General features: G+C 35.9%; 18 protein-coding genes and 1 pseudogene. 14 read left to right on the plus strand and 5 right to left on the minus strand.

Annotation, left to right across the window (positions count from 1 at the left end; translation table 11 throughout):
• Window positions 1-182: 182 nt before the first annotated feature.
• Together K0U91_RS11490 and K0U91_RS11495 are read left to right on the plus strand one after the other, a co-directional pair.
• Window positions 183-1775, plus strand: coding sequence for a GEVED domain-containing protein (locus tag K0U91_RS11490; RefSeq protein WP_220179728.1), 1593 nt, complete (start codon window positions 183-185; stop codon window positions 1773-1775).
• A 139-nt stretch (window positions 1776-1914) separates the two neighbouring features.
• A complete protein-coding gene (locus tag K0U91_RS11495) occupies window positions 1915-3882 on the plus strand; it encodes a T9SS type A sorting domain-containing protein (protein ID WP_220179729.1) in 1968 nt (655 codons plus the stop codon).
• A gap of 258 nt (window positions 3883-4140) precedes the next feature.
• Here K0U91_RS11495 and K0U91_RS11500 read toward each other — a convergent pair whose 3' ends face one another.
• Entirely contained in the window at window positions 4141-4968 is an 828-nt protein-coding gene (locus tag K0U91_RS11500) for an ion transporter (RefSeq protein WP_219969519.1), read from the minus strand.
• 63 nt (window positions 4969-5031) lie between these two features.
• On the opposite strand from K0U91_RS11500, the gene K0U91_RS11505 reads away from it, so the two are divergent.
• On the plus strand, window positions 5032-6129 hold the full coding sequence (locus tag K0U91_RS11505; protein ID WP_219969518.1) for a Nif3-like dinuclear metal center hexameric protein: 1098 nt from the start codon (window positions 5032-5034) through the stop codon (window positions 6127-6129).
• 2 nt (window positions 6130-6131) lie between these two features.
• Window positions 6132-6908 (plus strand): zinc ribbon domain-containing protein, encoded by a 777-nt coding sequence (locus K0U91_RS11510; protein ID WP_219969517.1) that lies wholly within the window; start codon window positions 6132-6134, stop codon window positions 6906-6908.
• Window positions 6909-7093: 185 nt separating this feature from the next.
• Here the strand turns inward: K0U91_RS11510 and K0U91_RS11515 are convergent, their stop codons facing one another.
• Entirely contained in the window at window positions 7094-8872 is a 1779-nt protein-coding gene (locus K0U91_RS11515; protein WP_220179730.1) for an AMP-dependent synthetase/ligase, read from the minus strand.
• A gap of 144 nt (window positions 8873-9016) precedes the next feature.
• Here K0U91_RS11515 and K0U91_RS11520 point away from each other — a divergent pair, with 144 nt between their 5' ends.
• Window positions 9017-10156, plus strand: a complete 1140-nt coding sequence (locus tag K0U91_RS11520) for an acyl-CoA dehydrogenase (RefSeq protein ID WP_220179731.1) — start codon at window positions 9017-9019, stop codon at window positions 10154-10156.
• 35 nt (window positions 10157-10191) lie between these two features.
• A pseudogene (locus K0U91_RS11525) lies at window positions 10192-10557 on the plus strand (hypothetical protein).
• 159 nt (window positions 10558-10716) lie between these two features.
• Here the strand turns inward: K0U91_RS11525 and K0U91_RS11530 are convergent.
• Window positions 10717-11646 (minus strand): DUF4349 domain-containing protein, encoded by a 930-nt coding sequence (locus K0U91_RS11530; RefSeq protein WP_220179732.1) that lies wholly within the window; start codon window positions 11644-11646, stop codon window positions 10717-10719.
• A gap of 331 nt (window positions 11647-11977) precedes the next feature.
• Here K0U91_RS11530 and K0U91_RS11535 point away from each other — a divergent pair, with 331 nt between their 5' ends.
• Window positions 11978-12364, plus strand: a complete 387-nt coding sequence (locus K0U91_RS11535) for a hypothetical protein (RefSeq protein WP_220571803.1) — start codon at window positions 11978-11980, stop codon at window positions 12362-12364.
• A gap of 7 nt (window positions 12365-12371) precedes the next feature.
• Window positions 12372-14771, plus strand: coding sequence for a reprolysin-like metallopeptidase (locus K0U91_RS11540; protein WP_220179734.1), 2400 nt, complete (start codon window positions 12372-12374; stop codon window positions 14769-14771).
• 65 nt (window positions 14772-14836) lie between these two features.
• Here K0U91_RS11540 and K0U91_RS11545 read toward each other — a convergent pair whose 3' ends face one another.
• Both K0U91_RS11545 and K0U91_RS11550 read right to left on the minus strand, forming a co-directional pair.
• Window positions 14837-16432 (minus strand): peptide chain release factor 3, encoded by a 1596-nt coding sequence (locus tag K0U91_RS11545; RefSeq protein WP_219969510.1) that lies wholly within the window; start codon window positions 16430-16432, stop codon window positions 14837-14839.
• Between the two features lie 49 nt (window positions 16433-16481).
• Complete coding sequence (locus tag K0U91_RS11550) at window positions 16482-17675, minus strand: MFS transporter (RefSeq protein WP_220179735.1); 1194 nt, start codon at window positions 17673-17675, stop codon at window positions 16482-16484.
• A 151-nt stretch (window positions 17676-17826) separates the two neighbouring features.
• On the opposite strand from K0U91_RS11550, the gene K0U91_RS11555 reads away from it, so the two are divergent.
• The 6 genes from K0U91_RS11555 to K0U91_RS11580 all read left to right on the plus strand — a co-directional run bounded on the left by K0U91_RS11555 (window position 17827) and on the right by K0U91_RS11580 (window position 24160).
• Window positions 17827-18657 (plus strand): CPBP family intramembrane glutamic endopeptidase, encoded by an 831-nt coding sequence (locus K0U91_RS11555; protein WP_220179736.1) that lies wholly within the window; start codon window positions 17827-17829, stop codon window positions 18655-18657.
• A gap of 89 nt (window positions 18658-18746) precedes the next feature.
• Window positions 18747-19328: an RdgB/HAM1 family non-canonical purine NTP pyrophosphatase gene (gene rdgB / locus K0U91_RS11560; protein WP_220179737.1), complete on the plus strand. Its 582-nt coding sequence runs from the start codon at window positions 18747-18749 to the stop codon at window positions 19326-19328.
• Window positions 19329-19433: 105 nt separating this feature from the next.
• Window positions 19434-20348, plus strand: a complete 915-nt coding sequence (locus K0U91_RS11565) for a ribonuclease Z (RefSeq protein ID WP_220179738.1) — start codon at window positions 19434-19436, stop codon at window positions 20346-20348.
• Window positions 20349-20354: 6 nt separating this feature from the next.
• Window positions 20355-21122, plus strand: coding sequence for a TIGR02757 family protein (locus K0U91_RS11570; RefSeq protein ID WP_220179739.1), 768 nt, complete (start codon window positions 20355-20357; stop codon window positions 21120-21122).
• Window positions 21123-21133: 11 nt separating this feature from the next.
• Window positions 21134-21664, plus strand: a complete 531-nt coding sequence (locus tag K0U91_RS11575; protein ID WP_220179740.1) for a DUF1003 domain-containing protein — start codon at window positions 21134-21136, stop codon at window positions 21662-21664.
• A 129-nt stretch (window positions 21665-21793) separates the two neighbouring features.
• Window positions 21794-24160, plus strand: a complete 2367-nt coding sequence (locus tag K0U91_RS11580; protein ID WP_220179741.1) for a choice-of-anchor L domain-containing protein — start codon at window positions 21794-21796, stop codon at window positions 24158-24160.
• Window positions 24161-24239: the final 79 nt, after the last annotated feature.

Here is a 24239-nt window from a genome sequence, read left to right on the forward strand (position 1 = left end):
ACTAGAATGTGTACGTTCCAATTTTTAGTGAATTTCAAAATAGATTAAAATTTAGTAAGAACTAACTTGTAATTTTATGTATACCTGATCAACATTGTGTTAAATTTTGATAATTTATTAAAAATCTATTGTTGTTATTGTAATATATAGTTAATTTAGACTTTTAATCATAAATTAATATAATGAAAAAAGTTTTACTAACAGGTTTTTTAGCCTTCGGGTTAATTACATCTGCTCAGACGTATTGTGTGCCGGAATTTTCTAGCGGTTGTAATGATGGAGATCAGATCGACAGTTTTGAAATTCCAAATGCAAACTTCAGCCACTTAGATACCGGTTGCTCTACCGGTGCTTACGGTGATTTTACCGCTCAGACCATAAGTATGAATGCTGGTGTAAATTATCCGTTTTCAATTACTCATGATTACGGTAGTCAGAATGTAGCGATATGGATTGATTTCAATAATGACGGTACGTTCGATGCATCCACGGAATTAGTGGCAACTGGAAGCAGTGTTTCGGGTTCAAACATAGCTACCAACAGTTCAATTGCAATTCCTGCTACCGCTCCTGTAGGTCTGCATAGAATGCGGGTTGCCGATCGGTATAACACTGCGCCAATTCCATGTAATATTGACGGATATGGGGAAGCACATGATTATACAGTAAATATTGGCGCAGCACCAAGTTGTTTAGCTCCCAATGGTTTGTCAGTAACGGCTGTGAGCTCTACTTCTGCCACACTATCTTGGGTTGCTCCCACTTCAACGGTGGGTGTAGGATATGAATATTATCTTTCTACTTCTAGTGCATCACCTTCTTCTACTACTGCAGCGACAGCATCGGTGGCTAGTCCTACCATTACTGCAACATTATCCGGATTATCATCTATCACTACATATTATGTCTGGGTAAGATCTGTCTGTACCACAACTACAAAAAGCGACTGGTCTTCAGCAGCATCTTTCACTACGTTATGTGGTGTAGTGGTACCAAATTTTACATTTGATTTTGCATCAGGAGTGAATGTATGCTGGTCAAATGCAGATACAGGAACACCAGCAACTGGTCCTTCAGGAACGTATTCAAATTGGTATGAGGATGGATTCTTAAATAACGGATATACAGGTGCAATGAAAGTTAATTTGTATACAAGCTCATTTTTTCCTACTACATTTGATTCCTGGCTAATTACACCGGTATTTGATCTTTCTGCAGGAGGGTATCGAGTAAAGTTTGATTACGGATTGACTCAATATGGAGATACAACAGCTGGCACAATGGGATCAGATGATGTGGTGCAGTTTGTTGTTTCCCAAGACGGCGGTACTACTTGGACGGTATTACAAACGTGGAACGAAGCTAGTGCAGTGTCAAATACATCCACACAATATTCACTCGATCTAACTTCTTACATGGGAGCTAACACCAAATTTGCATTTTATGCGACCAATGGAAGTGTGGCAGATACAAATGATGTCGATTTCTTTATCGATAACTTAATTGTTGAGCCAATATCTCTTGCAACTTCTGAGGTTTCTTATGTTAGAAATAACATCAAAGCTTATCCAAATCCATTCTCAGATGTCTTGAATATTTCAGATGTAACTAATGTGAAGTCAGTAACAGTAGTGGATATTGCCGGCAGATTAGTGAAATCAATAGATAAACCGGCTTCAGCTCTTCATTTGGAAGAATTGAAATCTGGACTCTATATGGTTATACTGAACATGAATGATGGTTCTAAACAAACAATTAAAGCAATTAAAAAATAATCAATTTAAATTTTAAACTTATAATGGCGGCTTTTTAAGTCGCCATTTTTAGTTGTAACATATTATTATTAAAAATGTAAAATTATAACTACTAAAATGTTATAAATTTGCATAAAATTTTTGTTAAAAATTTAGATATATGAAAAAACTTTTACTTGCGTGCCTTTTTTTACTAAATCTGGTTTTAAATGCCCAGATCACTTTAGGTGCAGGAAATACAACCGTTGGGACAGCGCCCGTAAGTACATATTACGGATATTCTTACGTACAGCAGATATTTACAAAGAATGAAATTAATGCAAATGCTGCGGGCAACATTACTGGACTTAAATTTTACTTAAATCCATCTTCTGTAATTGCAAATTCTTCAAATTGGGTTATCTATTTAGGTACAACTTCAAAAACGGGCTTTACTTCAAGTTCAGATTGGATCCCTGTTTCTCAGCTTACACAGGTCTTTTCAGGAACTGTTACCAATGTTAATGGTGTGGTTACGGTCGTTTTACCTGTACCATTTGCTTATAACAATTTAAATAACTTAATAGTTGCTGCAGAAGAAAATGCTCCGGGATATGATGAGAACGGTTTTGCCAACGCATTTTACAATTTTGGTTCTGCTGCAAATTCTCTCTTATATTACCAGAGCGATAACACAAACCCAAATCCGCTCTTTCCGCCAAACGGAGTTCGGGATGATCAAAAATCTGTTATTACATTTAATGGTCTGACTGCAAATGCTACGATTGCATGTCCCAATGTGATTTACCCCGTCAACAATACATCATTTGTTCCTTTATCTCCAACAATCGAGTGGAATGCCGTTTCAGGAGCTACAGGATATAAGGTCTCATTGGGTACAGTACCGGGTGGTACAGATATTATCAATCAGCAATTGGTAAGCACAAGCAGTCTTTTAGTTCCTCAAACTTTAACGGCAAATACCGTTTATTATTTAAAAGTTACTGCTCTAAATGCTGTGGGAGAATCACAAGGTTGCTCAAATATCATGTTTAGGACAGCCCCCGGACAGCCGGTAAATGATGAATGTGTAAATGCCATAACGCTTACTGTAAATCCAAACGCTGTCTGTGCATCTTCAGTTCAAGGGTATACTTTAGGCGCTACAGGTTCAGGATTGGTTGCGAGCCCTTGTTACGGAAATCCTGACGACGATGTCTGGTTTAAATTTGTAGCCACGGCTGCAACTCACAAGATTTCACTTACGGATATTGCATCGGTAGGAACCACTTTTAGCGAAGATTTATATTTTCAGGTTTTTAGTGGGTCTTGTGGTAATTTAACAAGTATTTTGTGTTCAGATCCTGCTTCTTCTTTGGTTTCAGGATTAACGGTAGGAGCAACCTATTATCTAAGAGTATACAGTTATAATGGTGCAGGAAGCAACCAGAGTTTTACAATTTGTGTTGGAAGTATCCCGCCGCCGCCTGCAAATGATGCATGTACAGGTGCTATATCGGCAACAAATTTTCCATACTCATATACCCAACTTGATGCATCTGGAGCAACTAACAATTCGGGGTTTTTAACCACCTGTACAGATGGTATGAATGACGGAACGTGGTTCAGCTTTGTTGGAAATGGTGGCAATTTTGATATTATTGTTACGATGCCTTCAGGAAGCAGTTTTGATCCGCAAGTCGGAGTTTTTACCGGAAGCTGTGGCTCATTGGCGTGTGTAGAAACAGAGGACGATGGTGGAGATGGTGAATCAGAAATACTCACAATACCCACAATTTCAGGAACTACTTACTACGTAAATGTGGGTCATTATGATAGTTCAGATAATGAGATGGAAGATATTTTCAGCATTAATATTTTAACGAATACTTTGGGGACAGAATCAACAGTCTCCACAATCAGAAGCAAAGTAAAAATATATCCAAATCCTTTTACGGATGTCTTGAATATTTCAAGTGTTGAAAATATTGAGTCGGCAACCATTACTGATATGTCCGGAAAATTGATTAAAACAATTGAAAATCCTACTTCGCTGATTCATTTGCAAGATCTTAGATCCGGTGTGTATATTTTATCTTTATGGATGAAAGACCATAAGCGACAAACTATTAAAATAATCAAAAAGTAAGCATAAAAAATGGGCAGCCTATTCAGGTTGTCCATTTTTAATATACATAAAATCTTATTTATTCGGTGAAATGGTCTGAATGTCTCCTGTAGTCATACCGGAAAATACACCAGGAAAAAATGTTACTAATATAAAATAAATGATTATCATTAACGGGATTAGACTAAAGAGAATAATGATCCAGATATTGGGTGTGTTTTTCTTTTGTGGTTCCATGATTTTTTGGGTATTTGATTAATAGATTATTGATAAAATATGCTATGCTAATTTCTTGCCACACTGTTTGCAATATCGTGCATCATCGTCAATATCTTCATTTCCGCACCGTTCACAGATTAATTCAAAGTTTTGTCTTTTGTTTCTCATCTCAGCTGTTACAATTCCTGTAGGAACAGCAATGATCGAATAACCCGCAAGCATTAAAATTACTGCGAAAAATTTTCCCATCGGCGTAATTGGTGATACATCTCCATAACCCACCGTAGTTACCGTAACCACCGCCCAATATATTGATTGCGGAATCGTTTCAAAACCAGGTCTTCCGCCTTCTACCATAAACATGAGCGAACCGACGATGACCGAAAATATAACTAAAAATAACAGGAAAATATAAATTTTTCGGGAACTTCCTTTCAAAGCTTTTACGATGACAGAACCGTCATTCATAAAATCAAGAAGATTAAAAACCCTGAAAACTCTAAGCATTCTCAGCATTCTGAAAATCAGGAAATACTTAGTCACAGGAAAAAGAAAACTCAGATAAAAAGGAACAAGGGAGAGGAAGTCGATAATTCCGAAAAAACTGAATATATAATGTTTTTTGTTTTTCAACACGGCAATCCGCATAAAATATTCTGCTGAAAAAAACAATGAGATGATCCATTCGGCAATGATAAAATAAACATGGTATTTTTTTTCCAGTTTAGGCACACTTTCCATCATGATGATAAAAGTGCTCACCAAAATCAGTGAGAGAAGCGCCACATCAAATAACTTTCCGAGCTTTGTATCAGAACGGTAAATGATACGGTACAAAAATCTTTTCCAGAATTTGTCTCCGGGAACAAGATTATGTTCTCTTTCCATGATCAGAGTTTTTTTTAAATTTAGCAAATTATCCCTATTTTCGTAACAAACTTACAGAATAAAATGACAATACGCGAAGTAATTTCAGAAATAGAAAAGCTCATCGATATGCCGCAGGCTGAAGACTTTGATAATGTCGGCCTTCTGTGCGGTCTGCCGGAACGAAATGTATCAGGAATGCTGATATGTCACGATGCTTTAGAAAATATTGTAGATGAGGCGATCCAAAGAAATTGTAATTTTATTGTATGTTTTCATCCGATTATTTTTTCGGGATTAAAATCCCTGACCGGGAAAAATTATGTGGAAAGAGCAGTTTTAAAAGCCATTGAAAACAAAGTAGCCATTTATGCCATACATACCGCTTTCGATAATGATTTTCAGGGAGTTAATGCGGGAATCTGTAACCTTTTAGGGTTGAAAGATTTAAAAATCCTACAGCCTAAAAAAAATAATCTTAAGCAATTAAATGTCTACGTTCCGAATGATCATTCTGAAAATGTGAAAGAAGCACTTTTCTCTGCCGGAGCAGGAAATATTGGATTTTATGACGAATGCAGTTATAAAGTAGAAGGAAATGGAACTTTCAGGCCTATTGAAGGTTCAAATCCGTTTTCAGGAGAGCAATATGTACGTGAAAACGCAAAAGAAGATATGCTTTCAGTGATTTTTGAAGCTTTTAAGCAAAATCAGATTGTTGCTGCAATGAAGTCGGCTCATCCTTACGAAGAAGTCGCTCATCAGATTTATAGTCTGGAAAATGAAAATCAATATTCCGGATTAGGAATGTATGGCGAATTTGAAATTGAAATGGATGAAAAAGAATTTCTAGGTTTTGTGAAAGAAAAATTTAATGTAAGTATCATCAAACATTCAGATCTTAATCAAAAGAAAATCAAAAGAGTAGGAGTTTTGGGAGGCTCCGGAGCAAGCGGAATAAAATCGGCATTATCGAAAAAATGTGATGCCTATCTTACAGGAGATCTCAAATACCACGATTATTTCCTGGCAGAATCTAAAATGCTGATTTGCGATATTGGGCATTACGAATCTGAGCAATTGGTGAGTCAACAATTATTTGAAATTTTATCACAAAAATTTAGTACATTTGCAATCTTAAAATCTAGTGAAAAAACAAACCCAGTAAATTATTTCCTATAGATATGGCAAAAATCACCGAAATTTCAGTCGAAGAAAAATTAAGAGCTTTATACGATTTGCAAATCATCGATTCAAGATTGGACGAGATCCGAAATACAAGAGGAGAATTGCCAATCGAAGTTGAAGATCTTGAAATCGAGATTGAAGGCCTAGAAAAAAGAGCGGAAAAATTTCATGCAGAGATTAAAGAGCAGAATGATCAGATCAGCAACAAAAACGAAGTGATCAATCATGCAAAAACTTTAATTGAAAAATATAAATCTCAACAGGACAACGTAAGAAACAATAAAGAATTCGAAGCTTTAGGAAAAGAAATTGAATATCAGGAACTTGAGATTCAGCTTTCTGAAAAGAGAATCAAAGAATTTGGAGCAAAAATCGGTCATAAAGAAGAAACTTTAAACGAGCTGAACTCTAAAATTGATGACCTTAAAAATCACCTTAAATTCAAAAAAGAAGAATTGGAAGGTTTGGTATCTGAAACTCAGAAAGAAGAAGATTATCTGATCAAAAAATCTGAAGAATTTGCTTCTAAAATTGACGAAAGGTTATTAGCATCATACCACAGAATACGAGCCAACTCTTCTACCGGCCTTGCAGTGGTAGGTTTGGAAAGAGGTGCCCCAAAAGGATCTTTCTTTACAATTCCGCCGCAAAAGCAAATGGAAATCGCTCAGAGAAAGAAAATCATCATCGACGAACATTCAGGAAAAATTCTTGTTGACGACGAATTGGTAAATGAAGAAACAGAAAAAATGAATGCTGTCATTAAATTTTAATACAGCCTCTCTATAATAAAAAAACGGCTCCAAATTTTGGAGCCGTTTTTTTATGCTTTAATTTCAGGAATACAACACTATTTCAATGAGGGGTAGCGAAAATTCAAAAGAATTTTTGACGGGGTGGTAAGAGCTTACAGTATTTAAATAAAAAACCGCTTCAAAATTGAAACGGTTCATTTTTTTTAATCGTGATGACCATACATCTTATCATACAAGTCTTTGAACTTCTCTTTTACTGCCTTTCTTTTTAATTTTAAAGTAGGAGTCAGAAGTCCAGCTTCGATGCTCCAGACTTCTGGCGTAAGCTCTATTTTTTTAATCTGTTCCCAGTTTCCTAGATGCTCGTTGATATCGTCGATTTCCTTTTCAATTCTCGCTTTCAGTTCGGGGCTTTTTGCGATTTCCTGCGGATTAGAACCGATGTTAAGGTTGTTTCTCAGGGCCCAGTTTTTAGCAAATTCAAAATCTGGCTGTACGAATGCGCAAGGCATTTTTTCACCATCACCAACTACCATTACCTGCTCAATAAACTTGGAAGCCTTAGCTAAATTTTCTATGGTTTGTGGAGCTATATATTTTCCGCCCGATGTTTTAAACATCTCCTTTTTACGGTCGGTGATCTGTAAAAATCCTTCACTGTCGATATGACCAATGTCTCCGGTTTTGAAAAATCCGTCTTCGGTGAATGTTTCTTTGGTTTGTTCTTCGTTCTTAAAATAGCTTTTAAATACAGAAGGCCCTTTTACTGTAATTTCACCGTCTTCCTGAATTTTTACAGTTAAATTATCCAAAGGGTGACCTACGGTTCCTACTTTCATTTTACCAAATGAATTTACAGAGATTACCGGCGAAGTTTCCGTCAAACCATATCCTTCCAGAATAGGAATTCCGGCATTTTGGAACATCAAATTCAATCTCTTGGATAAAGCAGCCGAACCGGAAACCAATGTGATGATTTCACCTCCCAAACCTTCTCTCCATTTTTTGAAAACCAGTTTATCGGCAATAATTTCTGAAAGACCCGAAGGTTTTGTAACTTCTTTCTTTTTTTGAATTAAATTCAATGCCCAGAAAAATATTTTTTGTTTAAACCCTCCTGCTGATGAACCTGTGTTATAGATTTTATCATACACTTTTTCTACCAGTCGCGGGACAACGCTCATGTAATGCGGTTTTACTTCTCTTACATTTTCACCCATTTTTTCAATGCTCTCTGCAAAATAGATTGAAAATCCGTTGTATTGGAAAAGATAAAAAAGCATTCTCTCAAAAATATGACAGATCGGTAAAAAGCTCAGCACTCTTGTATCTTTATAGTCTAAACTTTTTCTTTTCGGAATCCTAGGAAGAGAACCTAACACATTCGAAACGATGTTTTCGTGGGTCAGCATAACACCTTTTGGTTTTCCGGTAGTTCCCGAAGTATATATTAAAGTAGCCAAATCTTCTGCATTAATTGCTTTTGAAAGATCTTCCACCTCAATCTGCGTAGAATCATCTTCTCCTAAATCTAAAATTTCTTTCCAATTGGCAGCACCAGTGATATTGTCAAAGGTAAAAACACCTTGTAGAGAAGAAACATTGTGCTTGATCTTCATCACTTTTTCTAAAAGTTCTTTATCTGAAACAAAACAGTATTTTATCTCGGCATTATTAAAGATGAACTCATAATCTTCGGGAGAAATACTTGGATATACGGGTACGGAGACAACGCCAATCTGTGAAATTCCGAGATCCATGATAGCCCATTCTGTACGAGAGTTGGTGGTGATCAAGGCAATTTTATCGCCTGGTTTTATACCTAGTTTTAAAAGCCCTCTAGAAATTTTGTTTCCCTGGTTGACAAACTCCTGAGTAGACGTCTTTATCCACTCGCCCTGATGTTTTGTTGCAAACATTACATTATTAGGGAGTTTTTCTAAAGCGTAGTGGGGTATATCGAATAATCTTTTGATGGTCATAATTTGTTAAATATTTAATAAAGAATTCTAAATATAAGCATTTTTGTAAAAATAGCGCAAATCTATTTACAATTTTCAATTGACAAATATTTTTTCAGATTTGAGTAAAAAGTGTTAATTTACGGGCATCTAATTATAATTTTTATGGACTTTAATTTATCCGAAGAACAGCTGATGATTCAGCAGGCAGCAAGAGATTTTGCATTAAACGAACTATTACCGGAAGTAATCGAAAGAGACCGAGATCAGAAGTTTCCAACTGAGCAGGTAAAGAAAATGGGAGAAATGGGACTTTTAGGGATGATGGTTGATCCACAATACGGTGGGGCAGGTATGGATAGTGTTTCTTACGTTTTGGCAATGGAAGAGATCGCAAAAATTGATGCTTCTGCAGCTGTTGTGATGTCTGTAAATAATTCATTGGTTTGCGCCGGTCTAGAAAAATATGCTTCTGAAGAACAAAAAATAAAATATCTTACACCATTAGCAAGCGGTAAAGTAATTGGTGCATTTGCATTATCTGAACCAGAAGCTGGATCTGATGCAACTTCTCAGAAGACTACAGCTGAAGACAAAGGTGATTACTACCTTCTAAACGGTGTGAAAAACTGGATCACGAATGGTGGAACAGCTACTTATTATATCGTTATTGCCCAGACAGATCCTGAGAAAAAGCATAAAGGTATCAACGCTTTTATTGTAGAAAGAGGCTGGGAAGGATTTGAAATCGGGCCGAAAGAAGACAAATTGGGAATCAGAGGAAGTGATACACACTCTTTGCTTTTCAACAACGTAAAAGTACCTAAAGAAAACAGAATTGGTGAAGACGGTTTCGGATTCAACTTTGCAATGGCTGTGCTGAATGGAGGCAGAATCGGTATAGCTTCTCAGGCCTTAGGAATTGCTTCGGGAGCTTACGAAATGGCTTTGAAATATGCTAAAACCAGAAAAGCATTCAAAACGGAAATTATTAATCATCAGGCAATCGCTTTTAAACTGGCAGACATGGCTACTCAGATTACAGCTGCAAGAATGCTTTGCTTTAAAGCTGCTGTGGAAAAAGATGCAGGGAAAGATATTTCTGAAATCGGAGCAATGGCTAAATTGTATTCGTCTCAGGTTGCTATGGATACTACGATTGAAGCAGTTCAGATTCACGGCGGATACGGATACGTAAAAGAATATCACGTTGAAAGACTGATGAGAGATGCGAAAATCACACAAATCTATGAAGGAACTTCTGAAATTCAGAGAATTGTGATTTCCAGAAGTATCGCAAAGTAATTTCTTTAAATTAAAAAAAACACTAATATCAATACATGAAAAAAACTTGGTTAATCTCTTTGGGTGTAGTTTTACTGCTAATAGGAGTTTTTGTCTGGTACAAATTTTTCTTCGTTTTCGGAGAAGGTGTAAAATCCGGATATTTAAATTATGCTATCAAAAAAGGATATGTGTTCAAAACATATGAAGGTAAATTGATTCAAGAAGGCTTCGGAAGAGGCAAAAGCGGAACAATTACGAGTTATGAATTTGAATTTTCAGTATCAGATGCTGAAGTTTTCAAACAACTGGAATTAAACAGCGGAAAAAATTTCGACCTCCATTAGAAGGAATACAACGGAAGTTTGCCATGGAGAGGAAATACTAAGTTTGTAGTGGATAAAATAGTGAATATGAAATAATCGCAAAAGGCTCTCGCATTGATAGCCTTTTACTTTACACCAAATCACAAATATTAATATATGAAATACTAATTTCTTTATCGTTTGATTACAATTTTTTTCCGAAGTTAAATCATGCTTTGATTTTAAAAAAAAATTCTGATATAGTTCTCCGTGTATTTACTCGTTTCCGGGCAGATTTTTGTTCTTCTTTTTATAGAAATGATAAACGATACCTGCAATCAGGAATAACGGCCAAAGCGGGAGGATAAAAAGAAAGATTGAAGTGATGACACTCCATCCTGAAGAGACTGCGGCCAACGATTTTGACCCGAAACTTTGAGGCCTATTATTTATTATATAATTTTCATCAGTTCCGTACAGTGTAATTTCAACATCACATAAAGTATTGTTGATAAAATCCTGGCCAGAGACATCAATCCCTTTGTTTTCTACCTTTCCTATGTGTTGGCTCAAATCTTCCATTAAATAATCAAATTTCTGAATAGGAACCTTTACCTTGAGATAAGCAATTTTTTTATCGTTGTTATTTAAAGAAATATTTTCACTTTTTATAAAACCGTCATATTTTTGTACCTGGTCCTTCACGATTTCTTTTGCAGTTTCAGCATCGTCAACAATCAATTCTAAGAGTCCGGTTTTAGTCATCTTGTTTTTCGAAACTTTAGTTTCGAAGTTATCCTTTTTCGGGTAGTCTTTATAGATAACCTTAGTTTCTTTGATGATTTTGGGAGAAGGAATATTTACGACAATCTTTTCTGAATTTTTCTTTGAAGAATCCTTTTTCTCAATTTTAGACTCCAGTTTCATGTTGGTTATTTTATCTGATAAAGAATCGATAGTTTTTGAAGTAGACTCTATCTTTTCTGTGACTTCGGTTTTTGTTTTTTCGAAATCTTTAATTTTAATACTCGCAGAATCGAAAACAGCTTCTGCACTATTCTGAACGGCGTCTACTTTTTTACTTACATCTGCAACTGTATTGTCTGCCGAGTTAATCATGTTTTCCACCGGAGATTGGGTAGCTTCTCCTTTTTTACACATGATAAAAGTGCTTGATACAGCAACTAATAAAAAATACTTTTTCATAAGACTATTTTTTTGTTGAAGTAAAATTAGACAGTTGGAAGATTCTTAATTTGTAAAAGAAATGTATGATTCGAGTAAATTTTTATCAGTTTGATAATCAGTATTTTGTAAAATTGTTTTTTTAATTTTACAAAAATTTTAGTTAAATGTTAAAATAGTTAAAAAAAAATATTCTTTGGAAATATAATAATAATTACCTTTGCCTATTGAGACTTTAATAATGAAATGCACTTTATTGCTGGTATTATCATTTTTAATATCTGCTACTGGATTCAGTTGCAGAAATGTTCCCATGACAAAAGGTGAGCTTAAACCAGAATCATCCCGGAAAATGCAAGGTAATACAATCAGTTTTTCAGAAGTGAGGAGAGCCAACCGTAGTGTCAATCTAGGTGAATATTCAATCATTAAAGATTTCAGTGAGACCGTTAAGTTATACAGTCAGCTGGACGAAAAAAAGTTTTCAAGATCTGAACCCGTACCGACATTATCTGATGATGAGTATTTTCTTGTATTAAAGCCGAAATTGAAAAAAGAAAAATACGGAGATGTTGAAGTAATGAAAATGGAGCTTAAAAATAATATCCTGAATATATATTATAAAGAAGTAACTAACAGCGAATATATTTCAAACAAACAAAAGAACCCTATACTGATACTAAGAGTCAGCGGAAAAGTACCCTTGTCTGCAAAACTTGTGTTAAATAAAAATAATTAAAAAAAATATGAAGAAAAAACTACTCCTTCTGAGCACCCTGCTTGTATTTTCAGCTGCAGGATTTGCCCAGCAAAATAACTGGACGAAATTTACGTCACAAGTGGAGAGTGAAGTTCGTGAGAATAATGTTAGAATAACAGGAGTTTCTCTATTTTCACTCAATATCACTGATATCAAAAATCAGCTTAAAAATGCTCCGGATAGAAATGCATACCCGTCAACAAAAGGTGTCCTTCTGAGTTTTCCGAATGCTTCGGGAAATTTCGACACCTATGAGGTATATGAATCATCCACAATGCATCCTGATCTTCAGAACAGATATTCTGAAGTAAGATCTTACTTAGGATTTAAAAAAGGAGATCAATCATCAATGATCAGATTTACCATTGATCCTTACTTTGGATTTAACGGGATGATAAGAAATGATGATGGAATTTCTTATATAGATTCTCATACTACTGACAATCAGGTTTATAAAGTATACGACAGAAAAAATGCTATATCTTTAGACCGTTTTGACTGTCTGTTTAATGGAAATAGTGAGTTAAAAGATGCTGTCAATGCACAAAAAACGGTGGTTGACGGCCTTAAAAGAACCTATCGATTAGCAATTTCCACAACAACCGAATATACTGCTTATATTGCAGGACAAGCCGGTGTAGGAACAGGAACAGATGCTCAGAAAAAAGCAGCAGTTCTTGCAGCTGTCAATTTAGTTGTTACACGTCTGAACGAAGTTTTTGAAAAAGATGTTTCTGTAAAGCTGCAGCTTATTGCCAATACAGATACATTATTCTTTATAAGCACCGATACATTTGATACACTGAATGCAAGCCAGATGCTTAATGAAAATATAACAGTTACCAATAATGTTATAGGTGCTGCAAATTATGACATTGGCCACTTGTTTTTCCGTGCAACTGCAGGAAATGACAATGGGTTAGCGGCTACACCTTCAATATGCGGAAATAGTAAAGCTGGTGGAGTTACAGGTTCAGCAATTCCTGTAGGGGATCCTTTTGTTATAGATTTTGTTGCGCATGAGATGGGCCATCAGTTTGGAGCGATGCATACGCAGAATAATAACTGTAACAGAAATGTTCCTACCACGGTAGAACCTGGAAGCGCAAGTTCTATTATGGGTTATGCAGGTATCTGTCCTCCAAATGTTCAAAATAATAGTGATGCTTATTTCCATGCAGTAAGTATCAACGAAATGTACATAAGACTAACTACAGGTTCTACAGCGGTCTGTGGTGTAAAAACCCCAACAACGAATGTAGAGCCGATTGTAAATGCTGGTTTGGATAAAAGTATTCCTAAAAGCACACCATTTGTATTAACAGCTACTGCAACTGATGCTAATAATGATCCACTTACTTATACTTGGGAACAAATTGATGCAGGTGTTGCTACGATGCCTCCTGTTTCTACAAACACTGTGGGTCCGTTATTCAGATCATTGAGTCCTACGACTTCTCCGTTAAGATATTTCCCGAAATTGTCAACGATTGTAAATCCTGCTCAGGTAACTACGTGGGAGGTGCTTTCATCTATAGCAAGAACGCTTAATTTTTCAGTTTTGGTAAGAGATAATAATCCGGTAGGAGGACAAACTGGGCGTGACGATGTAAAACTTACAGTAGTAGATACTGCAGGACCTTTTATTGTTACCTCGCAAAATACTGCAGGTGTTGTCTGGAATGAAGGTCAGGTACAAACAATTACTTGGAACGTTGCTAATACAACCGCAGCTCCCGTAAGTACGCCAAATGTAACCATATTATTATCAAAAGATGGTGGTCTTACATTCCCTACTGTTTTAGTGGCAAGTACACCCAATAGTGGAAGCTATAGCTATACGGTTCCGGGTGGGCTTGGTACAGTCACTAATAATGCAAGAATTATGGTGAAAGCAGTGGACAATGTGTTTTTAAATGTTAATTCACAAAACTTCACAATCAATTCTTCGGCAGTTGTTATTCCTCCAGGCGGTGGTAATCCAGGCGGTGGTAATCCTGGTGGTGGTAATCCGGGCGGTCCTGGTAGTCCAGGAAGTCCAGGAAGTCCAGGTACACCTGGAAGCCCTCAATCTCCAATTTTCCAGGGTATGATGATTTATCCGGTTCCTTCAAATGACGGATACGTATACATTAAAACAGATTTCCCTCCGAAATTTGATGCAAACAGACTTCCTAGTCCTTACAAAGTGACGTATGAAATCTATGCAATGGACGGAAGATTGGTTGTGCCAATGAGAACAAGACACATTTTCTCAAGAACGGTTGATAACAGAGCTGATGAGAAAATTGATTTAAGAACTCTTCCAACAGAAGCTTACATGATTCATGTAACAGTAGATGACGAGAAGATTGTTAAAAAATTATTGATGCTGCATAAGAAGTAGTACATTAATATTCATAAAAAAACCGTTCAAGTGAACGGTTTTTTTTATGCTTAAAAATTGATATATTAATTCTGTTTAAACTCACTGATGAAATGCAACTTCACATTTGGGAATTTTTCCTGTGTCATATGAATCGTAAAAGAAGAATCAGCTAAAAACACCAACTGATTGTATTTGTCTCTTGCCATGAATCTCTGCTTTAATCTTGCAAACTCTTTAAATTCCTCAGATTTTTCATCAGCTTCTATCCAGCAAGCCTTATGCATAGAAAGTGGCTCATAAGTACATTTTGCTCCATATTCATGCTCCAAACGATATTGGATAACCTCATATTGAAGCGCACCTACTGTTCCGATAATTTTTCTGTTATTCATTTCAAGTGTAAATAACTGAGCAACACCTTCATCCATCAGCTGATCGATACCTTTCGCCAATTGTTTAGCCTTTAACGGATCATTATTATTAATATATCTGAAATGTTCAGGAGAGAAACTCGGAATTCCTTTGAAACTTATTTTTTCACCCCCCGTCAAAGTATCACCTATTCTGAAACTCCCCGTATCATGAAGTCCGACAATATCTCCGGGGAAACTTTCGTCTACCACTTCTTTTTTATCGGCAAAAAATGCATTCGGAGATGAAAATTTCATCTTTTTACCTTCTCTTACCAGAAGATAATTTTCATTTCTTTTAAACGTTCCTGAAACAATTTTTACGAAAGCCAGACGGTCTCTGTGTTTGGGATCCATATTGGCGTGAATTTTAAAAACAAATCCTGTAAAAGCATTTTCTTCAGGTTTTACCATACGTGTTTCGCTTTCTTTAGGCTGTGGCTTCGGAGCAATTTCAATGAAGGCATCCAATAATTCACGAACCCCAAAATTATTTAAAGCCGAACCAAAGAAAACAGGCTGAAGATCACCATTCAGATAATCTTCGCGGCTGAATTCCGGATAAACAGATTGTATTAATTCTAATTCTTCCCTTAAATTCTGTGCGGCTTTTGCACCGATGATTTCATCGATCGTAGGATCGTTGATGTCATCAAATTTGATTGCTTCACCAACTTTTTGTTTCTTTTCCTCTAAAAATAACTGAATATTGTTTTCCCAGATGTTATAAATTCCCTGAAAATCAGCTCCCATCCCAATCGGAAGTGAAAGAGGAATCACTCTTAAGCCTAATTTTTGCTCAACCTCATCCAAAAGATCAAAGGCATCTTTACCTTCACGGTCAAGCTTATTAATGAATACCAACATCGGGATATTCCTCATTCTGCAAACCTTTACCAGTTTTTCGGTTTGTTCCTCAACACCTTTAGCAACGTCAATCACAACGATTACAGAATCTACGGCAGTCAAAGTTCTATAAGTATCTTCGGCAAAATCTTTGTGGCCGGGTGTGTCGAGAATATTGATTTTATATCCCTTATATTCAAATGCCAATACGGAAGTCGCAACGGAGATTCCTCTCTGTCTTTCGATTTCCATAAAGTCGGAGGTAGCCCCTTTTTTAATTTTATTCGATTTTACAGCTCCTGCTTCCTGAATAGCTCCACCAAAAAGAAGCAACTTTTCTGTAAGTGTAGTTTTTCCTGCATCGGGGTGAGAAATAATTCCGAATGTTTTTCTTTTCTCTATTTCTTTGAGTAAATCTGACATAGTGTATTTTGAATTTGCAAAAATCGTTATTTTTATCGGATTCTGAAAATCAGATTTGAGACTTGTTAAAACCGGTGATGGTTTTAAGATAATAAGCAACACATAAACCGATCACAACCATCACTGTACTGAATGGAAAGATATAGCTCATACCCCAAATATCCGCAACACCACCAATTAGCGGACCAGCAACACCCAGCGAAAGATCAATAAAAAGGCCGTAACCTGCCAATGCAGAACCCTGACTGGATGGCGAAACGCTTTTAATAGCAACTACTCCCAGCGCAGGGAAAATTAAAGAAAACCCTAAACCCGTCACTCCGGCTCCTAAAAGTGCCATCTCAGAATTGGTGGCAAGTGAAATGATTAAAAGTCCGATTGTTTCTACTACGAGACAGGCAATAGCAACCTTGATTCCTCCGAAATTATTGATTACATTACTGAAAACTAACCTTCCTGCAACAAATAATCCTCCGAAAACGGTGAGACAAAGCGCTCCGTTATTCCAGTGAAAATAATTGTAATACAATGTAATGAACGTTGAGATGCTTGCAAAACCAATTCCACCTAAAGCCAGACAAATTCCGAAAGGAGAAACTTTACCTAGAACTTTCCAAAACGATTGAGAATCATGAGTATGAGAATTGGTGTAGTTTAATTTCATTTTGGCAAAAACATAACCAAGAATTCCGATCAGAATAGAAATGATTCCAATGCCATAAAGACCAAATTTTTGTTCGATAAAGACTCCTGATGAAGCTCCGATTGCCAAAGCACCATAACAGGCAACACCGTTGTACGAAATAATTTTTGCGGTATGCTTTTCGCCTAAGGCCATAATTGCCCAATTGATAGGACTTGCACCAATCATTCCTTCTCCGCAACCAGTCAGCAGTCGTGTTATAATTAGAAAACCTAAACTAATCAATGGTGAAAGTTTAAAATAATATGCTGAAATTAGGAAAATGCCGGTTACTGAAAAGCTAATCATGCTGAATAAGACAGCAGGTTTCGGACCTTTTCCATCGATGATTTTTCCGGAATAAGCTCTTAGAAAAAATGTTGCAATATATTGTAAGCTGATAACAAGTCCTGCAATAACCAGATTGAAACCTAGATTTTTACTAATGAAAATCGGTAAAACAGACAGCGATAAACCGATAATGAAATATCCTAAAAATGTGAAACCAACGTAAGAAAATAAAGATAAATTAACATTTGATGACTTGGCTGCATAACTCATATTCATAAAAATTAAGGTGCAAAGATACTGCGGAAAAATCATTTAAAACCGATTATAAGTTTTAATAGATAAGATTTATAACCAAAGATTTGAAGTAGCTTTACTATATCATATTCATAAAATCAATTATATTTGTTCCATAAATTTAAACATGGAAAGCAGCAAATATCCCAACTTCAAATTCACATGGCTTGGAGGTCTTATTTTATTCGCAGGTTTTGTGGTAGGTTCCGTGGCAGTAGGGTTTTTTAATGTTTTCTGGATGTTGGTTTTTAAAGAAAACCTGCAGTATAAAGACTGGTTTCTGATGGCTTCTAATGCAGTTGTATTTTTGTCTTCTATAGCTTTTTTTGATTTTTTTGTTGTCAGAATCACTACCAAAAAGAAACTGAATTTCAATTTTTCTCCTACTAATTTTTATACATATTTCCTTATATTTCCCATGATGCTTGGGATGATGTTCATTGGCGAATTTGTCACTTCTCAAATTCCAATTACAGGCCCGTTTTTCGGGAAATACTATGATTTTTTTACGGATTTGATGAGTCAACTGACTGATAATCCTGTTGTTATGATTCTTACAGCAGTAATTATGGCGCCAATATTTGAAGAAATTATTTTCAGAGGAATTATTCAGAAAGGAATGATCAATAAAGGTGTTAAACCTTGGAAAGCAATCGTCATAGCCTCGATAATCTTCGGTCTGGTGCACGGAAATCCTTGGCAGTTCGTCGGCGCAATTCTTTTAGGTTGTGTGCTGGGTTTGGTATACTATAAAACCAAATCTCTGCTGTTACCAATGCTGCTTCATGGTTTCAACAATCTTTGCTCTTCAATTTTAATATTGTATACAAAAAATGAAAGTTTTGGAGAAGCCTTTAAAGTTGCAGATTACATTATACTGATCATAGGAATCGTACTTTTTTCTCTGTTCTATTATTTATTTATGAAAAAATATAAAGTGCATTATTCTGAAATTTAATTTAATACAAACTTCACAAAGAATTGATGATGTAATTTGTATGAAATCATTTCAGTCTGTACTTGAAATAAAAAAAATTAAAATCTATCATGGAATTATTAGTTGCTACACACAACATACATAAAAAAGAAGAAATACAGCAGATTTTAAGCGATAGTTTTGTCGTTAAAAGCCTGACCGACTATAATATACACGATGAAATAGTAGAAGATGGTGATTCTTTCCACGCTAATGCATTAATTAAAGCTAAATTTTGCTTTGAAAAAACAGGAATTCCAAGTTTGGGCGATGATAGCGGTTTGGTTGTAGAATCTCTTGACGGAAGACCGGGAATTTTTTCTGCACGTTATGCCGGAGATCATGATTTTGCAAAAAATATTGAAAAAGTTTTAAGCGAAATGGAAAATGTTGAAAACAGAAAAGCTTATTTCATTACTGTTTTATGTTATTACGACGAAAATGGTGCACAGTATTTTGAAGGCCGAGCTCCCGGAAATTTACTTACAGAAAATAAAGGCCAAAAAGGGTTTGGCTATGATCCTATTTTTGTTCCGGAAGGATATGAACTGACTTTTGCAGAGATGAATCCTGAAGATAAAAATCAAATCAGTCATAGAAAACAGGCTTTGGATTTGTTTCTAAAGTTCCTAAAATTGAAAGAAGATCTTTAGTGCTAGATTAAAATTTAGATGATGCAAATCGCACAAAATAATGTCATTAATCTCAACATCAGCCTCAACCTTTTATCGTACATTTGCCGGTAATAAACTTTTAATTTGAGTACTTATTTAACCATTTTAGGCTTTAATTCAGCAATTCCTACCGTTAATACTTCACCCACATCTCAGCTTCTGGAAATGGAAGAAAGATGTTTTCTGATCGATTGCGGAGAAGGAACACAGGTGCAGCTGAGAAAAGCGAAAGCAAGATTTTCAAAAATCAATCATATATTTATTTCCCATCTTCACGGCGATCACTGCTTTGGTTTGCCGGGGCTAATTGCGTCTTTTCGTTTGTTGGGAAGAGATATTCCGCTTCATGTATACGGCCCGAAAGGAATAAAAAAAATGCTCGAAACCATTTTTACAATTACTGAAACCCATCGTGGTTTTGAGATCGTTTATCATGAGTTAGACAAAGATTATTCCGAAAAAATTTACGAAGACAACAGAGTAGAAGTATACACAATTCCATTAGACCATAGAATTTACTGCAACGGTTATCTTTTTAAAGAAAAGCAAAAAGACAGGCATTTGAATATGCAAGAGATTTCAAAATATAAAGAAATTGAAACCTGCGATTATCATCATTTGAAAGCAGGGAAAGATTTTGAATTAAGTGACGGATACATCCTTAAAAACGAAATTTTAACAACAGAACCTGCAGCGCCGGTCTCGTATGCATTTTGCAGTGATACCAGATATTTGGAGTCTGTAGTATCAATCATTAAAAATGTGACGGTTCTGTATCATGAGTCTACTTTCTTACATGATTTAAAAGAAATGGCAGATTACACAGGCCACACTACAGCACTGGAAGCTGCGAGAATTGCAAGAAAAGCACAGGTTGAAAAACTGATTCTGGGTCATTTCTCAAACAGATATAGTGATTTGACGGTCTTCACAGACGAAGCAAGAACGGTTTTTCCAAATACATTTTTACCAAAAGCCCTGGAAGTTGTAAAAATATAATTGAATATGAATTTTGAAGAATTAAAAGATTTTCTGGATGAAAAGACTGATGTCTATAATAGTTCGGAATTCATTCAAGATGATCCTGTACAGATACCGCATCGTTTTTCTTTAGAGCAGGATATAGAAATTGCAGGCTTTCTGGCGGCCACCATCTCATGGGGAAACAGAAAAGCCATTATTAAATCTGCTGACAAAATGCTCGATATGATGGGCAACTCTCCATATGATTTTGTGATGAATCATTCTGAAAACGATTTAAAATCAATTGAAGAAAAAAGTATTCACAGAACTTTCAACGGTGAAGATTTTGCATATTTTATCCGACAGTTTAATAGAATATATAAAGAAAATGAAAGTTTAGAAGACTTATTTATCATTAAAAATCCTGAGGCAAACTTCTATCATGCTATAGAAAGGTTCAGGGCAGATTTTTTGCAGGCTGAAAAACACAGAAGTCATAAGCATGTCAGTTCGCCGTATAAAAATTCATCTTCAAAAAGGATCATCATGTTTCTGCGTTGGATGGTACGGAATGATAATCGTGGTGTAGATTTTGGAATCTGGAAAAACATAGATCCCAAATATTTATCAATACCTTTAGACGTTCACACCGGAAATATTTCAAGAAAATTAGGATTGATTTCTCGGACGCAAAACGACTGGAAAACTGTTTTGGAATTAGATGAAATCCTTAGGAAATTTGACGATAAAGATCCTGCCAAATATGATTTTGCATTGTTTGGTCTTGGCGTAACAAAAGAATTATTTTAAATAAAGTATTCATGAAAACCTCACACGAAAAATTAGAGCTTTTAGAAAAAATAGCAAACGGAATCACATGGTGGATCGGATCTATACCGTCTCTGGTTGTTCATACTCTGTTTTTTATCACTTCATTCCTTCTTCCGGCACTTCATATTGTTGAGTTTGATAAGATGCTGCTGATTTTGACGACGGTTGTTTCATTGGAAGCCATTTATTTAGCTATTTTCATCCAGATGTCAGTGAATAAAAGCCATGAAAAAATTGAAGATATTCAGGAAGATATTGAGGAAATCAGCGAAGATATTGAAGATATCCAAGAGGATTTGGAAGAAATAAGTGAAGATATTGAGGAAATAACGGAAGATATTGAAGATATTCAGGAAGATATAGAAGAAATCAATGAGGATGAGGATGATGAAGATCATATTGAGAGGGCAAAAAATGTAATTTTGAAAAGCAATGTCAATTCAAACAAAAATGAAATTAAATTTTTAAAAGATAAAATTCAGGAGCTTCAGAATATGATTGATCAGATGAAAAAAGATTAAGTTTAAGAATTTAAATTGATTTTAATTATTTTGAATCATAGTACAGATTTATTATTAATTCAGAAATCTATTGATTAAACCTCAAGCAATTAGAATTATTTTTATTATTTTTGAACAAACAATTACAAAATGTTAAAATATCGATCGAAAAATTACTTTAGATTTAGTCTTGTATTATTATTCCTTCTGAGTACTTTTTCTTCCGCACAAACTTTAAAGCAGCGAAGATCAGAATCAGCAAAGAATAAAGTTCCATCTTCTTCAGCCAAAGCTGGTGATCTGATAGATGTAAATGTCACTCCTTACGTGGGGTCTACTTATACGCCCGCTCAATTAGTTACCAATGTTTTGGTGGGAGGATCTGTTTCTTGTGGAACTCCAAATATTTCAAATGTTGTGATTTCACCAGTACAACCTGTTACAGATAACGAGAGATTTTGGGGGTATTTTCATAAAGGTACTTCAAATTTTCCTTTTACAGAAGGTATTGTCTTAACTACGGGGACAGCACGTTTAGCGGGAAATAATCCGGAGGGACAATTGGGTGTTAATCTTACCACTGGTACTGATACCGATCTAGAAACAGCTTTAATAGGTAGCACGCTTAATCTGGAGGATGCGGTTATTTTAGAGTTTGATTTCGTTCCATCCAGTTCACAGATGACATTTAATTATATTTTTGCTTCGGAAGAATATGATGGCGGATTTCCTTGTTCAGGGTACGAAGATGCCTTTGCCCTTCTTTTGAAACCCAATACACCTGGAAGTACATATACCAACCTTGCAGTATTGCCGGGTGGTGCGGGGCTTGTAACTGCTACTAACATTGTACCTGCCAGTTTTACCTGCGGTCCGATCAACGCACAATATTATGAGACTTCATCACCTACTAATCAAACCAATCTGTTTGGAAGAACAGTTCCTTTAACAGCCCAGGCAACTGTAATACCGGGACAATCTTATCATATTAAAATGGTAATGGCCGATGATAATGACGGAACTCATGATTCAGCTGTTTTTTTAGAAGCCGGATCATTTGATATCGGAATCAGTATCGTTGACAGTGCAGGAAATCCGTTACCGGAAACCCTGAATGTTTGTGATAATACCCCACAGATTTTAAAAGCTCAGGTAGTTGCAACTCCTGGTATGACATTTCAGTGGTTTAAAAACGATATAGCTATTCCGGGAGCTACCAGTATTACATATACAGCGACGTCACCGGGTGTCTATACTGTAAAAGTTACAGTACCAGGCGGAGCTTGTCCGGGAGAGGCTAAAGTTACCATTATTGGAGGTACAAGTCCGGTTACTCAAAATGCTACGCTTAAACTTTGTACAACACCAAGTAATTTTACATTCAACCTTGATTCTGCAAAACCACTTATTAGTACAACAACCGGAGCCATTTTCAAATTTTATTTGGCACAGGCAGATGCAATAGCAGGAAATGCAAGTAATATAACCAATACAACTGCATTTAATGGAAACGACGGGCAGATTATCTATGTAAATGTTTCAAATGGAGCTTTCTGTTCAAAAGTGGCTACACTTACATTGAGAAAAGAAGCTACGCCGATAGCAGTTCTTGCAGCTTCAAAATTAAAAATATGTTCAGGAGAATCTGTAACCCTCACAGCATCAGGTGGAGCAACCTACCAATGGGATGGCTTTACAGGAACAGGAGCGGTTCGCACGGTTTCACCAACACAAAATACCACCTATACTGTATATGCCATCGGAGCTCAGGGATGTAAATCTTTACAGCCGGCAACAGTTGTTGTAGAAGTGGTGCCTGCAATTACTTCAAATCTTAAAGGCGGATTTATCTGTTTAGGTGACAGAATTACTTTAGATGCAGGAGCAGGACCGAATTATACATACCAGTGGAACAACGGCGAAACAGCACAAACAGTAGCTGCAGCAACACCGGGAACTTATTCTGTGACTATTAGTAATGGCGTTTGTTCTAAAGTCTTTACAACGCAGGTTATTTTAGCGATAATTCCAGAGATCATCAATGTAGATTACAGTGAGGGCGGAACCATGGTCATTACAGCAAGCAATCCTAGTAACGGACAATTAGAATATTCTATTGATAACGGGGTGACTTGGCAGTCTTCAAATGTCTTTACCAACGTTCCTAAAAATGTTATTGTTCCTATCAGAGTTAGGGTGAAAAACACGAGCTGTGTAGGTTTCGTAGAATATTTTACTTTCATCATGAAAAATGTAATTACTCCAAATGGTGATAATGTAAATGATATGATTGATTTCAGAGGAATCAGCGATCTTAAAGATTTCCAGGCAGTAATTTCAGACCGTTACGGAAAAGCAGTATTTAAAGCAGAAAAAATAAGACCTTTCTGGGACGGATATTTCCAGGGAAAAAAATTACCCACGTCTTCTTATTGGTATCAGGTAACATTTGAAGACCCTGCAAGCAAAAAACTGACTGTAAAAACAGGATGGATTTTGTTAAAGAATTTTGAATAGAAAATATAATTCAGTATACCTTAAAAGACCGATAGCTTATCGGTCTTTTTTTTCCTGTTTTAGAGAAATTGTTGCTGTT

The organism is Chryseobacterium sp. LJ668, from assembly GCF_019613955.1.
Classification (GTDB): domain Bacteria; phylum Bacteroidota; class Bacteroidia; order Flavobacteriales; family Weeksellaceae; genus Chryseobacterium.

Coding starts and splice junctions, on each gene's coding strand:
- K0U91_RS11490 (WP_220179728.1), top strand. CDS start 183: ATGAAAAAAGTTTTACTAACAGGTTTTTTAGCCTTCGGGTTAATTACA.
- K0U91_RS11495 (WP_220179729.1), top strand. CDS start 1,915: ATGAAAAAACTTTTACTTGCGTGCCTTTTTTTACTAAATCTGGTTTTA.
- K0U91_RS11500 (WP_219969519.1), bottom strand. CDS start 4,968: ATGGAAAGAGAACATAATCTTGTTCCCGGAGACAAATTCTGGAAAAGA.
- K0U91_RS11505 (WP_219969518.1), top strand. CDS start 5,032: ATGACAATACGCGAAGTAATTTCAGAAATAGAAAAGCTCATCGATATG.
- K0U91_RS11510 (WP_219969517.1), top strand. CDS start 6,132: ATGGCAAAAATCACCGAAATTTCAGTCGAAGAAAAATTAAGAGCTTTA.
- K0U91_RS11515 (WP_220179730.1), bottom strand. CDS start 8,872: ATGACCATCAAAAGATTATTCGATATACCCCACTACGCTTTAGAAAAA.
- K0U91_RS11520 (WP_220179731.1), top strand. CDS start 9,017: ATGGACTTTAATTTATCCGAAGAACAGCTGATGATTCAGCAGGCAGCA.
- K0U91_RS11530 (WP_220179732.1), bottom strand. CDS start 11,646: ATGAAAAAGTATTTTTTATTAGTTGCTGTATCAAGCACTTTTATCATG.
- K0U91_RS11535 (WP_220571803.1), top strand. CDS start 11,978: ATGCAAGGTAATACAATCAGTTTTTCAGAAGTGAGGAGAGCCAACCGT.
- K0U91_RS11540 (WP_220179734.1), top strand. CDS start 12,372: ATGAAGAAAAAACTACTCCTTCTGAGCACCCTGCTTGTATTTTCAGCT.
- K0U91_RS11545 (WP_219969510.1), bottom strand. CDS start 16,432: ATGTCAGATTTACTCAAAGAAATAGAGAAAAGAAAAACATTCGGAATT.
- K0U91_RS11550 (WP_220179735.1), bottom strand. CDS start 17,675: ATGAGTTATGCAGCCAAGTCATCAAATGTTAATTTATCTTTATTTTCT.
- K0U91_RS11555 (WP_220179736.1), top strand. CDS start 17,827: ATGGAAAGCAGCAAATATCCCAACTTCAAATTCACATGGCTTGGAGGT.
- rdgB (WP_220179737.1), top strand. CDS start 18,747: ATGGAATTATTAGTTGCTACACACAACATACATAAAAAAGAAGAAATA.
- K0U91_RS11570 (WP_220179739.1), top strand. CDS start 20,355: ATGAATTTTGAAGAATTAAAAGATTTTCTGGATGAAAAGACTGATGTC.
- K0U91_RS11575 (WP_220179740.1), top strand. CDS start 21,134: ATGAAAACCTCACACGAAAAATTAGAGCTTTTAGAAAAAATAGCAAAC.
- K0U91_RS11580 (WP_220179741.1), top strand. CDS start 21,794: ATGTTAAAATATCGATCGAAAAATTACTTTAGATTTAGTCTTGTATTA.